This is a genomic window from Micromonospora sp. A202 (assembly GCF_006715105.1).
Classification (GTDB): Bacteria; Actinomycetota; Actinomycetes; order Mycobacteriales; family Micromonosporaceae; genus Micromonospora; species Micromonospora zamorensis.
In genome coordinates, this window is sequence record NZ_VFMP01000001.1 from 1,837,910 (window position 1) to 1,852,143 (window position 14,234).

Below are 14,234 nucleotides of genomic sequence, written 5' to 3' on the forward strand. Positions count from 1 at the left end.
GGCCGGGGCGCTGTCAAGGCCGAGGCGGCGTGTCTGCTCCGGCACGGCGCGTCACAGCCGGTGTCCCCGCGTGTCGACGGCGGTGGCACCGGCAGGCCAGAGGTTGGCACCGACGGGTCAGCCCGAGGGGAAAGGACCGGCAGCAATCCGTGTCTACGGGGAGGTGTGCGATGGTCACCAACGAACTGACGACGTCGAGGGCGACTCCACTACAGGTGGCCCGCGCACGTGGGCGGGTACGCGGCCGGTTGATCCTGCTCGGCCCCGCGTTCGTCGCCGCCGTGGCATACGTCGACCCGGGCAACTTCGCCACCAACTCCGCCGCCGGCGCCCGCTACGGCTATCTGCTGGTCTGGGTCGTGGTCGTAGCCAACCTGATGGCGATGCTGGTGCAGACACTCACCGCGAAGCTGGGTCTGGCCACCGGGCGCAGCCTGCCCGAGTTGTGCCGGGAGCGGCTGCCCCGGCCGGTGAACCGGGTGATGTGGGTGCAGGCCGAGTTGGTCGCCATGGCCACCGACCTGGCCGAGGTGATCGGCGGCGCGGTAGCCCTGTACCTGCTCTTCGGCATCCCACTGCTGCCCGGCGGGCTCATCATCGGCACCCTCGCGTTCGCCGTGCTCGCGCTGCGGTCGCGCGGATTCCGCGCCTTCGAGATCGCCATCGCGGTGGGACTCGGTGTCATCGTCCTGGCGTTCGCGGCGAACCTGCTCGCGGCCAACTCCGATCCGGGATCGGCAGTGGCCGGCCTGGTGCCCCGGCTCCAGGGCACCGACAGCGTGCTGCTGGCCGCCGGCATTCTCGGCGCCACCGTCATGCCGCACGTCATCTACGTGCACTCCGCGCTGACCCGCGACCGCATCCCCGCCACCGACGACACCGAGCGCCGGATCCTGTTCCGTGGCCAGCGCGCCGACGTGCTGCTCGCGCTGACGGCCGCCGGCGCGGTCAACCTCGCCATGCTGCTGATCGCCGCCGCGAGCTTCCGCGGCGGTGGTCCGGTCGGCGCGGACAGCCTGGAGGGCGTGCACGCCGGCCTCGGCCAGACCATCGGCACCGCCGCGGCGTTCGGCTTCGCCATCGCCCTGCTGGTGTCCGGGCTCGCCTCCACCAGCGTCGGCACCTACGCCGGCGAGGTGATCATGCAGGGCTTCCTGCGGCGGCGGGTCCCGCTGCTGCTGCGCCGCCTGGTCACCCTGCTGCCCGCCCTGGCCGTGCTCGCCATCGGTCTCGACCCGACCCAGGCGCTGGTGCTGTCCCAGGTGATCCTGAGTTTCGGCATCCCGTTCGCGCTGATCCCGGTGGTCGCCTTCACCCGCCGACGCGACCTGATGGGCAACCTGGTCAACCACCCGCTCACCACCGCCGCCGCGTCCCTGGTGGCGGTGCTGGTCGTAGCGCTCAACGCCTTCCTGCTCTGGCAGGTCGTCGCTGGCTGAGGCCGGCTGGCTGGTTGAGGCCGGCTGGTCAGGCTGGTCAGGCTGGTCGGGCGGGGCCGGTGGAGCCGAGCGTCCGGGCGGCGACGTCCGCACGAGCGTGATGCCTGTGAGTCATCTTTATGACTCAGAGGCATCACACTCGTTGGCGACCCTGCCCCGGCTTGGATGGCCGGGCCGGCGGCGTGCGTGGTCAGGTGCGACGGCCCTCGTCGCGGGTGGGGATTTCCTGGCGCTGTTCGAGGGCGTCGGCCGGGTTGGCGTCGGCCGGCAGCGACGTCGCCTCCTCGAGCGTGCCCGCCGGGAGGGCGCCCTGCTCGGCCAGATCCGCCTCGGACGCTTCCGGGTCGACGTCACCCGACACCCGGTCCGGCGGCCCGTAGTCGACGGCGTTCTGCCGCTGCTCTTGGGCATCCGCCTCCGGGGGCGGAAAGGTGTCGCCCTGATCATCCCGGTACGTGCTCATCGGAGCCTCCTGACCGGCGGGTGTCGACATGCCGCCGGGCTGCTGCCTACCCGCCGCTGCCGCTGGCACGCCTGCTCGCAGGTGCCTCGTCAGTCAGCCGGGACTGGCCTGGGGACCGTTCGGCGCAGCCAGCGCGGCGTTCGGCTCGCGTCCGTGCCGTTCCCGGTCCTGGGCACCCCAGCAATCGTCAAGCATCAATGGATGTGTCGGGGCGTCGCTGGTTCTCGGCGGACCGCACCCCACCGAGGTCCCGGACCACCTGCGAGGAGAGGGAACACCCATGCGATGGAACGCACGACGGGCCGCTGCCGGCGGCTTCGGGCTCGTCCTCGGTGCCGTGCTGGCACTGGTCCAGGTCGCACCCGCCCAGGCCGAGTCGAACGGCGGCGTACGCGTGATGCCACTCGGTGACTCGATCACCGACGGGTACAACGTGCCCGGCGGATACCGGATCAACCTGTGGCAGCGCCTGGCCGGCGGCGGTTACACGGTCGACTTCGTCGGCTCGGGGTTCAACGGGCCGGCCAGCCTCGGTGACCACGACCACGAGGGTCACTCGGGCTGGCGCATCGACCAGCTCGACGCCAACATCGTCACCTGGTTACGGGCCACCGACCCACGCACCGTGCTGCTGCACATCGGCACGAACGACGTGAACCAGAACTACGACGTGGCCAACGCGCCGGCACGCCTCTCCGGTCTCATCGACAAGATCAGGTCGACGGCCCCGGGTGCGGACATCTTCGTCGCCACCATCACACCGGAGTCCGACCCGAACCGGGAGGCCCGGGTGCAGGCGTACAACGCGGCGATCCCCGGCATCGTGGCGCAGAAGGGCAGCAAGGTGCACCTGGTCGACATGCACGCCGCGCTCACCACCGCGGACCTCGCGGACGGCGTCCACCCCAACGCCGGCGGGTACGACAAGATGGCGGCCCGCTGGTACGACGCGCTGCGTTCGGTGCCCGACAGCCTGGTCCCGGCGGGCGGGCCGCCGGTGGGCACCCCGGTCGGCCTGGTCAATCCCACCTCCGGGCGTTGCCTGGACGTCTCCGGCGCCAGCACCACCGCCGGTGCCGCCACCATCATCTGGGACTGCCACGGCAACACCAACCAACGCTGGACCCGTACCGCCGCCGGGGAACTGCGCGTCTACGGCGACCGGTGCCTGGACGTGAACGGCGGAGCCAGCGCCGACGGCACCCGGGTGCAGATCTGGACGTGCAACGGCACCTCCGCGCAGCGCTTCACCTTCCGCACGGACGGGACGATCGTGCTCACCTCCGCCGGCAAGTGCGTGAGCGTGACCTCCGCCGGCACGGCCAACGGCACGACCACGCAGCTCCTGACCTGCAACGGCACCGGAGCGCAGCGCTGGTCCACCCGGTAACGGACGCCCGGCCGGTCCCACGCCGTACCCCGGTGGGACCGGCCCTGGGCGGCCTGTCACCGGCGCGCGGTCGCGGCCCGTGGCGGTCAGCCGACCGGGGTCTCCAGAATGAGGCGGGGCGCCACTACATCCACCAGGGGTGCGGGCGCGTACCCCCGATGACCGCCGCCGGTGGCCGGGATCGGCCAGGATGGGCGGGTGGCCGGGTCACGGCCGCGACGAGGAGGGTGGGCGATGCGGGTACGCGGGCGGTTGAGGTGGGGGCGACGTGCCCGTGTCGGGGCGGTGCTGGCGGCCCTGCTCACCGGCGTGGTGACACCTGCCGTGCTGCTCACGCCAGGGGCGGCGGGCGCGGCGGCGGCCGGTGCGCCGGTGTGCCAGATACGCGACGACCGGCTCAAGGAGATCTCCGGGATGGTCGCCACCGACGACGGGTACGTGGTGGTCAACGACGGCGCCGATGACGAGGCCCGCCGCCGGATCTTCTTCCTCGACCAGCGCTGCGCGGTGGTCCGCACGGTGTCCTACCCGTCCCAGCCCCGCGACACCGAGGACCTGGCCATCGGCCGGGACGGCACCGTCTGGGTCGCCGACATCGGCGACAACGACCGCTCCCGCACCAGCGTCGCGGTGTGGCGGCTCGCGCCTGGGAAGGACAAGCCGGTGCTGCACCGGATGGCGTACCCGGACCGCCCGCACGACGCCGAGGCGTTGCTGCTCGACTCGGACGGCCAGCCCCTGATCGTCACCAAGGGCGGCAGCGGCACGGTCTTCCTGTACGCGCCGAGCACCGCGCTGCGGCCGGGCGCGACGACACCGCTGGTCCCGGCCGGCCAGGTGTCCCTGCCGATGACCGACACCAGCAACCCGTTCTCGTTCATCGGGCGGGGCGTGGTCACCGGCGCGGCGAACGCGCCGGACGGGCGTCGGGTGGTGCTGCGCAGCTACGCCGACGCCTTCGAGTACGACGTGCCCGACGGCGACGTGGTCAAGGCGTTGACCTCCGGCACCCCGCGGATCACCCCGTTGCCGGACGAACCCCAGGGCGAGTCGATCACCTACAGTCGCGACGGCGCGGCGTTGCTCACCGTCTCCGAATCCGCCGACCAGCCGCCGGGGACCCGCCCGACGATCCTGCGTTACCCGGCCACCGACGGGCCGGTCACCGCCGCACACCCGACGGGGTCCGCCGCCCCGGTGTTGCCCACCGCTGTCCGTCCGATCGCCGAGGACACCATCGGCCTGGGTGGCCGGACCTGGCTGCTGATGGCCGGAGGCGGGACCCTGCTGGGCCTGCTGGCACTGGCCGGTGTGCTGCGATGGAGGTACACCGCGCGTCAGTGACTGGGCGGATCGGTGCGGCAGGATGGGTCCATGTCCGTGCTGTCCACGTTGCGTCACCCGATCGTCGCCGCCCCGATGGCCGGCGGCCCGTCCACGCCGGCGCTCGCGGCAGCCGTCTCCGCGGCCGGTGGGCTGGGCTTCCTGGCCGCCGGGATGATCGACACCGGTCGGCTGGTCGCCGACGTCGCCGAGGTCCGTGCGCGCACCGACCGGCCGTTCGGCGTCAACCTCTTCCTGCCCGACCCCGGCGGCGTCGACGAGGCCGCCATCCAGGCGTACGCGCAACGGCTCGCCCCGCTGGCCGCCGAGCGCGGGGTGAGCCTGGGCGCACCGGTGGGCGGCGACGACGCGTACCCGGAAAAGCTGGCCGTGCTGCTCGCGGACCCGGTCCCGGTCGTGTCCTTCGTGTTCGGGCTGCCCGATCGGGCGGTGGTGGCCGCCCTGCGCGAGCGGGGCACCGAGGTGTGGGCCACGGTCACCCGCCCGGACGCCGCGACGGCCGCCGCGGACCTGGGGGTGGACGCGGTGGTGGTGCAGGGCACCGAGGCCGGTGGGCATCGTGGCGGCCTGCCGGACGACGACGACTACGCGCTGCTGCCGTTGCTCCGCCTGGCCGCCGCTGGGTGCGACCTGCCGCTGGTGGCGGCGGGCGGCATCGTCGACGGCCCCGCGGTGGCCGCCGTGCTGGCTGCCGGCGCCGCCGCCGCGCAGCTCGGTACGGCGTTCCTGCGCTGCCCGGAGGCGGGCAGCTCGCCGATGCACCGGGCGGCGGTGGCCGGTGCCGCGCCGACCGCGTTGACCCGGTCGTTCACCGGCAAGCGGGCCCGTGGCGTGGCCAACGACTTCCTGCGTCAGCACGACGCGGCAGCGCCGACCGGGTACCCCCAGGTGCTGCACCTGACGCGTCCGCTGCTCGCCGCCGCCCGCCGCGACGGGGACGCGTCGGTCGCCAACCTGTGGGCCGGGCAGGCGCACCCGCTGGCCAGGGACCTGCCGGCGGCCGAGGTGGTCACCGAGGTGAGCGCCGGGGCGCGGGCGGCGCTCGCCGCAGCGATCGAGCGGTCGACCCGCTGGGGATGACCAGGACCCCGGCAACCGGCTGTGCCGGGCCGGGGCGGGCGGGCCGGAGACCCGTTAGAGTCTCGCCGTGATCGAGATCGGTGCGCAGGTCGAGCTGTCCCACCCACCCGACCGGGTCTGGCTCGCACTGACCGATCGGCAGCTGCTCGGCCGGTGGTTCGCCGACGCCGAGACGGTGGAGGGCGTACCGGACCGGCTGGTGCTGCACACGGCCGGGTTGCCCGGCTTCGGGGCCAACGTCGAGGTCGAGGTGACCGAGCGGCGGGAGCCGGAACTCCTCGTGCTGGCCTGTGACGAGGCCGGCCGGCTCAGCGAGCTGACCTGTGCGGTCACCGCCACCCGGCAGGGCTGTCGGCTGGAGATGCGGGAGGTCACCACACACGGCGCGTGGTCCGCCGAACAGCACGATCCACGCGAGCAGCAACTCCGGCAGGCGCTGACCGTACGGTTGCCGGCGATCCTCGACTGGCTCGCCTTCCAGCAGGTCGATCTGCGCCGCGGCGACGGCGGGATGACGGCGGAACTGCCGTTGGTCGGCGTGTCCGGTGGGCCCTCCCGTGCCCGTCGCCGTCGCCGGCAGGTGGCCGCCGCGCTGGTCGGGGTGGTGGCCGTCGGAGGGGTGGCGGCGTGGGTGGCGCTTCCGGCCGAATCGGAGCAGCGCGCCGCGCCGCCCGCGGCCCCGTCGCCGTCGCCGTCCGCGACCCCCGTCGAGGTCGCCGCCACGCCGCGGCCGACGACCTCGGTACGCCCCTCGCGAACGGCCGCGTCGCCGACCGCCCGTCCGAGCCGGAGCCCGTCGGCGAAGCCCTCGCCCACCCTCACGTCGGCGCCGCCGCCCCCACCGCCGCTGACGGCCAGCTACGACACCGACTCCAGCCGCCTGTTCGGCTACACCGGCGAAGTGGTGCTCGGCAACCCCGCCGCCACCGCCGTGGACGGCTGGGTGGTGGTGGTCAGCCTCGCCGATGGCAGCACCGTGGACGACGTCGACGGCGCGGACTGGCGACAGAACGGGCGGTCGGTCACCTTCACCGGGGCGGCCGTGCCCGCCGGTGGGTCGCAGACGTTCCGCTTCGACGTACGCGACAACCGGCCGAAGGCCCGGGAACCGGAGACCTGCACGGTGGACGGCAAACCCTGCGCCGGCCTCTGACCTAGGCTGCGGTCATGGCACTGCTGCACCGGGCCACGCTGCGCCCCACGAAGCTCGACCTGCTGGCGGCCTGGCTGCCCAGCCAACCCTGGTTCCTCGGGCCGACCGACGTCGCTGGCGAACTGGCCGGCGTCACCGGCGGTCTGACCGGCGCCGATGTGGTGAGTCGGGGCGCGTACCGCTTCGACGACCCGGCCGACGAGGTCGGCATCGAGACGATGCTGGTCGGCACCGCCGACGGGCCGGTCCACCAGGTCCCGCTCACCTACCGCGCCGCGCCCCTCGACGGTGCCGACGACTGGCTGGTCGGCACCACCGAGCACTCGGTGCTCGGCACGCGCTGGGTGTACGACGGCTGCGCGGACCGGGTCTACGCCGCCGCGCTCGCCCACGCGATCCTCGCCGGTGGTGGCCAGGCTGAGCAGTACTTCGAGGTGGACGGTCGGCGTGAGGTGCGTGAGCCGACCGTGACGATCGCCGTCAGCGGCGCCGGGGACGCTGACGTGGCGCCGGTCGGCGCCGTGCGTCAGGTGGTCGACGAGGACAACACCACCATCGTCACCGACTCGGCCGACCTGGTTGTCGTCCGTCGGCCGGGCGCTGGCGACGCCACCGGGCCCACCCTGCTCGGCAGTTGGAACGGGCAGCCGACGAGCGTGCCGCTGGCGTACGCCAGAACGCGGTGAGCGTGCGGTGGGCGGCCCGACGAGTCGGACCGCCCACCGGGTTCACCACTGCGTCGGAGGCGGGGGCGGCGACACGGATGGCCGGTCGTCGCAGGTGATGGTGTTGGGCAGCAGCCACGGGGCGAGCCAACCGCCGTCGTTGCCGCCGAGGTCGGTCAGTGTGAACTCCGAACCGGCCGGGGTGAAGTGGAACGAACCGCAGTTGTTGACGCCGACAGCGCCCACGTTGCGGGCGTCCACGTTGGTGAACGAGGCGGACCCCGCCGTGCGGGCGCTGAGGACCGAGGTGCCGGTGCCGTCGACCCGAACGTTCCGGAACCGCACGTTGCTGATCGAGTAGAGGTCCTTCACCGGCCAGTCGCTGACCAGCATGATCGCGTTGTACGTGCTGTCGAGGTATGCGTCACCGGTCACCTGGACGTCCGCGTCGATGCTCCGGTCCAGGGCGAAGATCCAGATCGCGCCCAGCCCGATGTTCCAGTTCAGCTCGTACGTGCCGGCGCGGGCGGTGGTGTTGTTGGTGAACCGCAGGTGCCCGGTGAACGGCTCCGCGCCGAAGCGGGAACCCGCGTGGATGGCGCTGCCCTCGCGGACCGGGTCGGCGACGAGGTTGTGCGAGACGGTGGTGTCCGTGCCGCCGTAGATGGCGATGCCGTTGGCCAGCGTCGGTGACTGCACGGTGTTGTGGTCGAACGTGTTGCGCGCGTTCGCCGTCTTCTCCGACCACATCGCCAGGCCGTCGTCGCCGGTGTTGCGGACGAAGTTGTGGGCCACGACGGAGTCGGTCACACCAGTGTGGAAGTTGAGCGCGTCGGCGATCTGGTCGACGATGATGTTGTTGGTGACCCGGACGTTGCGCATCGGCCCGTCGAACCACACGCCCACCTTGGTGTGGTGCAGGTAGAGCCCGTCGATGGTCGAGTCGCTCATCGCGCCACCGATCGCGTTGACCTGGTCGGTGTCGATGCGTTCCCGGACGTCTCCCTCGATCGCGAAGCCGGAGAGGTGGACGTTGCGGCTGCCGCCGTCGGCGGCGTCGCGGCCGTAGAACCCGACGCCGGTGTGCACCGAGCCGTCCGGTGCGGGGGTCGGCAGGGCGACCTCACGGCCCTTGATGATGGTGTGCCAGTTGCCGGCGCCCTCGATGGTCACGTCGTCGACGGTGATGTGCCGGTTGACCTGGTAGGTGCCTGGCGGGATGTAGACCTTGAGGTGGGTGCGCCTGGCGAAGGCGATGGCCCGGTCCAGCGCGTCGGCGGAGTCCCGCCGGCCGGTGGGATCGGCCCCGAAGGCCAGCACGTTCGCCGCGAGCAGCCGGACGTGCGGCGGCGCGACCAACTCGGAGTCGAGCAGGTCGATGACGGTCCAGGCGGCGGCGCTGCCGGGCGGCGCGGTGAGCCGGATCTTGTCGCCGGCTCGGTAGGTGCGGCCGAGCAGGAGCCGCTGCTCGTCGTAGAACTGGCCGGGCCGGAACGGCGTGCTGATGCTCGGGGCCGGCGTGGTGGCCGACGGCACGCACTGGCACTCGGTGATCCACCAGTCCGGGTGCAGCAGCCCGGCCTGTGGGTCGTTGGTGAACGGGTACTGGTTGTAGAGCCACGAGTACTGCGACGTGAGCGTCATGGTGCGCACGTGCTTGCCGTTGACCGCGACCCGCAACGGAGCGGTGATACCGCCGCCCTGCGGCGCGTCCGGGATGCTGTACCGCACGGTGATCCCGTTGGCCGCGCTGGGCAGGACGAACTCCACGTACTCGCCGGGTGTGAGCCGGACCGCCCGGCGGCCGGAGGCCTCCGCGGGCAGGGTGTAGGCGGACCGGTCGGGGCCGATGACCTCGCCGGTGGTGCGGGCGTTCTCCGCCTCCTGCTCGACGAAGTCGACCTCCGCGCCGCGCCCGGCGACCAACGCCGGGTCGAGAGCGGCCCGGGTGACGACCGGCTGGGCGCCGGCGGACGCGGATGGACTGGCGGTGGCCACTGTGGGCCCGGCGACCAGTACGGCGAGGCCGGCCGCGAGCGCGACAGCGGTGCCGCCGGGCCGGCCGGGGCGTCCCCGCGCCGGCATGAGGCTGCGAAACATCGGTGACCCTCCTGGGTGGGTGGTGGTGGAGGTCCGCCCGGCGTTCCCCCGACGCCCGACATTGATCGTCATGATGCAGCACCACACATCGCACTGCAAGACGTCTATCGAACAATGAAAATAGCGGGCTACCAGACCGCAAGAAATGGACGGTCGTCGAGTTGAGGTGTCGCGCGTCGCCTGCCCCGCCCAGCTCACGCCGGGCGTAGGCTGGCCCCCGTGGATCAAGAAGACCGGATCGCCCTTTTCCTCGACTACGAAAACCTCGCGTTGGGCGCACGCGACAACCGTGGCGGCGCGGACTTCGACTTCCGGCCCATCGCCGACGCGCTGGCCGAACGAGGCCGCGTCGTGGTCCGCCGTGCGTACGCCGACTGGTCGTACTTCGACGAGGACCGCCGGATGCTCACCCGGTCGCACGTCGAGCTGATCGAGATCCCGCAACGGATGGGCGCGTCCCGTAAGAACGCCGCGGACATCAAGATGGCCGTCGACGCGATCGAGCTGGCCTTCGAGCGCGACTACATCTCGACGTTCGTGATCTGCAGTGGCGACAGCGACTTCACCCCGCTGGTGCACAAGCTCCGCGAGCTGAACAAGCGGGTCATCGGTGTCGGGGTCGAGGGCTCCACGTCGGCACTGCTCCCACCGGCCTGCGACGAGTTCCTCTACTACGACCGGCTGGAGGGTGTGGACATCCCGCCGACCCGCAGCCGGCGGGGCCGTTCCAGCCGGCCGGCCGGCACGGACCAGCGCCCGCCCGAGCCGGAGCAGGAGCTCGAACGGGAGCGCGAGCCCGAGGTGGACCGTCGACCCGCCGGCGAAGAGCCGGGACGGGACGTCGACGCACTCGCCGTGCTGGTCGCCCAGACCGTGGCCGGGTTGCAGGGCAGCGCCAACGGCGACGTCACCGCCTCCCGGCTCAAGCGCACCCTGCTGCGCAAGGACCCGACGTTCAGTGAGTCCGACTACGGCTTCCGCACCTTTGGGGAACTGCTGCGGCACCTCGCCGAGCAGACCGTGATTGAGCTGGCCGAGGGCCCCGCGAAGGGTGACCCCGAGGTCTCGCTGCCCGAACACGGCGACCGGGAGGTGGCCTTCGGGTTGCTCCGCGGTGTGGTGGCCGAGCTGGGCAGCAGCGGCAACCCGGTGGCGCTGTCCGGGTTGAAGAACCAGCTTCGCCGGGCCCGCCCCGACTTCAGCGAGAAGAAGCTCGGCTACCGCAGCTTCCTCCAGTTCTGCAAGGCCGCCGCGACCGGGGGAGTGGTCGATCTGCGCTGGAGCCCGGAAGCCGACGACTACCTGCTCACCACCCAGGGATGAGCACCGCCGTCGATCACTCCCTGTGATGTTCACATCACAGGCGAGGGCCGTTTGCCGCACCCGGCCCGTCGGGACAGGGAGGGTCGGCAAGCGCCCTGACCGGTGTACTCAGCGATATCTCAGATCCGCCTGATCCGCCACTCAGGGCGGGGAGGATCCGCCCTCGCGGTTCCTCCCTGTCACCAGATCGGTCGAAGTACGCCTGAATTATGGCTATCGCCCTGGTATCCACCAGCCTGCGCCGTACCCTCGACGCAAAAATTGCTATACGGTCGGCGAATGAAGGTCGAGGAGCATTGGTGGAACGGAGACACGACCCCGCGCGGGCGCCGGGACGTGTATATCCGTACTGACGGGCAGGGTTGGGAGGTCCGCGCCCAGATCGGTGGGGCGTCGGGTCGTGAGCGGGTGCAGCAGTGCCCAAGCCGGGCCTCGGCGGCCATCCTCGCCGACGCGTGGCGCGGCACCCACCCTTCCTGGCGCGAGCTAAAGCAGCGCTGATCCGGCTCCGGGCCGGGCCGGCAACGCTCCTGGGCTCCAGCCCGGCGCGCTCGCCGGCCGGCCCGGTGCTCGGTACCCAGCGGCCCGGCGTTCGGCCTGCAGTGGTCCGGTGCTCGGCACGCAGTGGTCCGGTGCTCGGGATCCAGCCAACTCCGCTGCGGTCGGCCGCCAACGACGTCTTCACCGCTTCTGCGACATGACCTGCGCGACGTTTGCCGCAGGTGCCGGCACACAGTCACGTTGCGACCGTCCCGATCGAGGCAGCCGCCTATTTCCTGAGGGCCGCGGTCGCCGAGGACGGTGGGTCTTCTCGATCGGTTTGATGCGCAGTGGCGTCTGTGTACCGGTGTCCCCGCCGTCAGGCCGGGTACTCGGAGGTCCCCGATAGCGGGTGCTCGGAGGCGCCCGGTCGAGGGTGTCGGAGGTTCCCGGTCGCGCCCGATGGAGGTCGCCATGTCGCACGGTCCCGACGAGGAGAACCCCAGGCTCGACAAGGAGGTCCGGGAGGCCGAGCGTCGGCTCGGCGACGATGCCAAGCCGTCGGACGACGCACTGACCGACGACGACGCCCGGGTGCCGGACGACGCCCCCTCCGAGCAGGACCCGGGCACCTGAGCCGGACGACCGTCCGTGAACCCGACACGTGCGCTCCCGACCGACCCGGCACCGCCCGTCGGGCCGTCCGCCGGTCGGGCCGTCCGCCCGTCAGGCCACCGGCTCGCAGGCAATGATCGACTCGGCTTCCTTGAAAATCGGGGTATCGCAGGCGGTCTGACACCGCGACTTCATGAAAACCGAGTCGATCGACCACTTGCCGGGCAACCCAAGGCGGGCAAATCGGGTGACGTGCCGTCGGCGGTGCGCGGGTGGAACGCCCACGGGCCTGCCCGGCGGAAGATGCCGGACAGGCCCGTGGTCGTAGGGAAAAGCGGTCAGTGCTTGAGGGTGAACGTGAAGTCGCCGGAGAGCTTGCCGTTCAACCGGACCGCCGAAACGAGCTTCCCCTGGACGATCAGTCTTTCGACCTCGCCTCGGGTAAGACCGCAACCTTCAGCGATCAGTCGTACTGGTCGGACCGGGATCCGCGCCGCGAAGCGGACCGAGACGTCGATCGTCTCGCCGTCCGGGTGATCCGATCCGCCGGTGTCGAGGCGCCAGGCGCCAGTCCAGTCGAGGGCGATGCGGTTGGCGTGCTGCACGTCCGGATCCTGGAGCAGTTCGGCTGTCAGCCCAGGGTCGTTGTTGTGCAGCCGCTCCAGCAACTCCGGTGGGATGGTGCGAACGGTCATTCGCTCCAGGACGGTGAGCTTTGCTGTCTCCCCGCAGGCGGTGCAGAGCGCGAGGAGCCAGACGTCGATGAGTTTGTGGTTGGCGTTGACTCGGAATTTTCCGCTTGGCCGGAGGCGTTCGGACGCGCACGAGCGGCAACGGCGGTCGATGAGTGGCAGGCAGGTGGGCACGACGGCCCAGTTTCTGAGCACAGAGGTACACCGGTTTCAGTGAGAGGTCCGCAGCAAAAAGGAGCGCGGCGCACACGGCGCGACGCGCGACAGATCAGCGCTTGGGATGTCTCACAGGGTGTACAACGGCACGTCCTTGCCTAGACGACCTGGTTCCGCGCACGGTAACGGCGCCCAGCGGCGCAGATCCACTGGTTTTCGAGCGCTTCAGGACCGTCCGACCGGACAGGTGCCGGTTACGACAAGCTCAGACGGTGGGGACCGGCAGCACCGCGCCTTCGACCGCGGACCGGTGGGCCAGCTCGATCAGCTCGACCGTGGCGACCGAGTCCCGTGGGTCCACCGGCATCGGCGCGCCGTCGCGCAGCGCCGTCGCCACCTGCGCGTAGAAGCTCTGGTACGCACCGGGTTCCGTCGGCACCGGTCGCAGGTCACCGTCGACACCGAGCTTGCCGTACCGCTCCGGCGGGACCTCGCCCCAGCCCGGCTGGTCCGGCCGGCCGCCGTCGTGCAGCGCCGCTTCCTGCACGTCCAGCCCGTACGTCGTGTAGCCGGCCCGGTCGCCCAGCACGCGCAGGCGGGGGCCGAGTTGAGCGGTGACCGCGCCCATCCACAGGTGCGAGTGGACCCCGTTGGCGTGGGTCAGCGCCACGAAGGCATCGTCGTCGACAGCTGCGCCCCCGCGGCGACGGTCCACCTCCGCGTAGACGCGGTCGACCCGGCCGAAGAGCTGCACCGCCTGATCGACGAGGTGGGCGCCGAGGTCGAAGAGTGCGCCGCCGGCCTCCTCGGGACTGGCAAGCTCCCGCCAGCCCGGCTTGATCGTCGGACGGAACCGCTCGAACCGGGACTCGAAGCGCAGCACCCGCCCCAACTCGCCCTGCTCAACGAGGCGGCGGGCGGTCAGGAAGTCGCCGTCCCAACGCCGGTTCTGGAACACCGTCAGCGGCACCCCACGCTCGGTCGCCTCGTCGACCAACGTGCGACCCTCGGCAGCAGTCGCGGCCAACGGCTTGTCGACGACGACCGGCAGGCCGGCTGCGAGCGCCGCCCGTGCCATCGGCACGTGCAGCCGGTTCGGCGTGGCCACCACGACCAGGTCCAGAGCGTCCGGCGTACGCCAGAACTCGTCGGCGTCGTCGACCAGGCGGGCGTCCGGGAAGTGCTGCCGGGCCTGCTCGCGCCGCTGCGGGTCGCGGGTCACGATGGCGTCGAGCCGCAGCCCGGGCGTCGCGGCGATCAGCGGTGCGTGGAACACCCGGCCCGCCAGCCCGTACCCCAGCAGGCCAACCCGCAGCGCCTCCGCCATGCCGTGC

Annotated in this window: 13 protein-coding genes; 9 read left to right on the top strand and 4 right to left on the bottom strand. The window is 71.9% G+C overall.

What is annotated here, in order from left to right; translation table 11 throughout:
- Positions 1–170 precede the first annotated feature (170 nt).
- Positions 171–1,439 (top strand): Nramp family divalent metal transporter, encoded by a 1,269-nt coding sequence (locus FBZ33_RS08495; protein WP_141908615.1) that lies wholly within the window; start codon positions 171–173, stop codon positions 1,437–1,439.
- Positions 1,440–1,629: 190 nt separating this feature from the next.
- Here the strand turns inward: FBZ33_RS08495 and FBZ33_RS08500 are convergent, their stop codons facing one another.
- Positions 1,630–1,902, bottom strand: a complete 273-nt coding sequence (locus FBZ33_RS08500; RefSeq protein ID WP_099851866.1) for a hypothetical protein — start codon at positions 1,900–1,902, stop codon at positions 1,630–1,632.
- 280 nt (positions 1,903–2,182) lie between these two features.
- On the opposite strand from FBZ33_RS08500, the gene FBZ33_RS08505 reads away from it, so the two are divergent.
- The 5 genes from FBZ33_RS08505 (at position 2,183) to FBZ33_RS08525 (ending at position 7,555) form a co-directional block, all read left to right on the top strand.
- Positions 2,183–3,292: a ricin-type beta-trefoil lectin domain protein gene (locus FBZ33_RS08505; protein ID WP_141908616.1), complete on the top strand. Its 1,110-nt coding sequence runs from the start codon at positions 2,183–2,185 to the stop codon at positions 3,290–3,292.
- A 234-nt stretch (positions 3,293–3,526) separates the two neighbouring features.
- Positions 3,527–4,636 carry a hypothetical protein gene (locus FBZ33_RS08510; protein ID WP_255508770.1) on the top strand — a complete coding sequence of 370 codons (1,110 nt, stop codon included), beginning with the start codon at positions 3,527–3,529 and terminating at the stop codon, positions 4,634–4,636.
- A 30-nt stretch (positions 4,637–4,666) separates the two neighbouring features.
- Positions 4,667–5,716 (top strand): nitronate monooxygenase, encoded by a 1,050-nt coding sequence (locus tag FBZ33_RS08515; RefSeq protein WP_141908617.1) that lies wholly within the window; start codon positions 4,667–4,669, stop codon positions 5,714–5,716.
- Between the two features lie 67 nt (positions 5,717–5,783).
- Positions 5,784–6,869 carry a cellulose binding domain-containing protein gene (locus FBZ33_RS08520; protein WP_141908618.1) on the top strand — a complete coding sequence of 362 codons (1,086 nt, stop codon included), beginning with the start codon at positions 5,784–5,786 and terminating at the stop codon, positions 6,867–6,869.
- Between the two features lie 14 nt (positions 6,870–6,883).
- Positions 6,884–7,555 carry a hypothetical protein gene (locus tag FBZ33_RS08525; RefSeq protein ID WP_141908619.1) on the top strand — a complete coding sequence of 224 codons (672 nt, stop codon included), beginning with the start codon at positions 6,884–6,886 and terminating at the stop codon, positions 7,553–7,555.
- A 42-nt stretch (positions 7,556–7,597) separates the two neighbouring features.
- On the opposite strand, the gene FBZ33_RS08530 is transcribed toward FBZ33_RS08525, so the two are convergent.
- On the bottom strand, positions 7,598–9,634 hold the full coding sequence (locus tag FBZ33_RS08530) for a glycosyl hydrolase family 28-related protein (protein WP_141908620.1): 2,037 nt from the start codon (positions 9,632–9,634) through the stop codon (positions 7,598–7,600).
- A 219-nt stretch (positions 9,635–9,853) separates the two neighbouring features.
- Here FBZ33_RS08530 and FBZ33_RS08535 point away from each other — a divergent pair, with 219 nt between their 5' ends.
- From FBZ33_RS08535 to FBZ33_RS32660, 3 genes are all read left to right on the top strand, one after another.
- Positions 9,854–10,957, top strand: a complete 1,104-nt coding sequence (locus FBZ33_RS08535; protein ID WP_088947169.1) for a PIN domain-containing protein — start codon at positions 9,854–9,856, stop codon at positions 10,955–10,957.
- A gap of 279 nt (positions 10,958–11,236) precedes the next feature.
- Positions 11,237–11,458, top strand: coding sequence for a hypothetical protein (locus FBZ33_RS08540; protein ID WP_030335934.1), 222 nt, complete (start codon positions 11,237–11,239; stop codon positions 11,456–11,458).
- Positions 11,459–11,911: 453 nt separating this feature from the next.
- A complete protein-coding gene (locus FBZ33_RS32660) occupies positions 11,912–12,073 on the top strand; it encodes a hypothetical protein (RefSeq protein ID WP_185755252.1) in 162 nt (53 codons plus the stop codon).
- A gap of 317 nt (positions 12,074–12,390) precedes the next feature.
- Here FBZ33_RS32660 and FBZ33_RS08545 read toward each other — a convergent pair whose 3' ends face one another.
- Together FBZ33_RS08545 and FBZ33_RS08550 are read right to left on the bottom strand one after the other, a co-directional pair.
- Positions 12,391–12,939 (bottom strand): DUF1062 domain-containing protein, encoded by a 549-nt coding sequence (locus FBZ33_RS08545; RefSeq protein WP_141908621.1) that lies wholly within the window; start codon positions 12,937–12,939, stop codon positions 12,391–12,393.
- A 226-nt stretch (positions 12,940–13,165) separates the two neighbouring features.
- Positions 13,166–14,227: a Gfo/Idh/MocA family oxidoreductase gene (locus FBZ33_RS08550; RefSeq protein WP_141908622.1), complete on the bottom strand. Its 1,062-nt coding sequence runs from the start codon at positions 14,225–14,227 to the stop codon at positions 13,166–13,168.
- Positions 14,228–14,234 lie beyond the last annotated feature (7 nt).

Excerpts from the sequence above, each read along its gene's own strand:
- FBZ33_RS08550 (WP_141908622.1), bottom strand. The coding sequence starts at position 14,227 with ATGGCGGAGGCGCTGCGGGTTGGCCTGCTGGGGTACGGGCTGGCGGGC.
- FBZ33_RS08525 (WP_141908619.1), top strand. The coding sequence starts at position 6,884 with ATGGCACTGCTGCACCGGGCCACGCTGCGCCCCACGAAGCTCGACCTG.
- FBZ33_RS32660 (WP_185755252.1), top strand. The coding sequence starts at position 11,912 with ATGTCGCACGGTCCCGACGAGGAGAACCCCAGGCTCGACAAGGAGGTC.
- FBZ33_RS08530 (WP_141908620.1), bottom strand. The coding sequence starts at position 9,634 with ATGTTTCGCAGCCTCATGCCGGCGCGGGGACGCCCCGGCCGGCCCGGC.
- FBZ33_RS08495 (WP_141908615.1), top strand. The coding sequence starts at position 171 with ATGGTCACCAACGAACTGACGACGTCGAGGGCGACTCCACTACAGGTG.
- FBZ33_RS08500 (WP_099851866.1), bottom strand. The coding sequence starts at position 1,902 with ATGAGCACGTACCGGGATGATCAGGGCGACACCTTTCCGCCCCCGGAG.
- FBZ33_RS08505 (WP_141908616.1), top strand. The coding sequence starts at position 2,183 with ATGCGATGGAACGCACGACGGGCCGCTGCCGGCGGCTTCGGGCTCGTC.
- FBZ33_RS08510 (WP_255508770.1), top strand. The coding sequence starts at position 3,527 with ATGCGGGTACGCGGGCGGTTGAGGTGGGGGCGACGTGCCCGTGTCGGG.
- FBZ33_RS08515 (WP_141908617.1), top strand. The coding sequence starts at position 4,667 with ATGTCCGTGCTGTCCACGTTGCGTCACCCGATCGTCGCCGCCCCGATG.
- FBZ33_RS08540 (WP_030335934.1), top strand. The coding sequence starts at position 11,237 with ATGAAGGTCGAGGAGCATTGGTGGAACGGAGACACGACCCCGCGCGGG.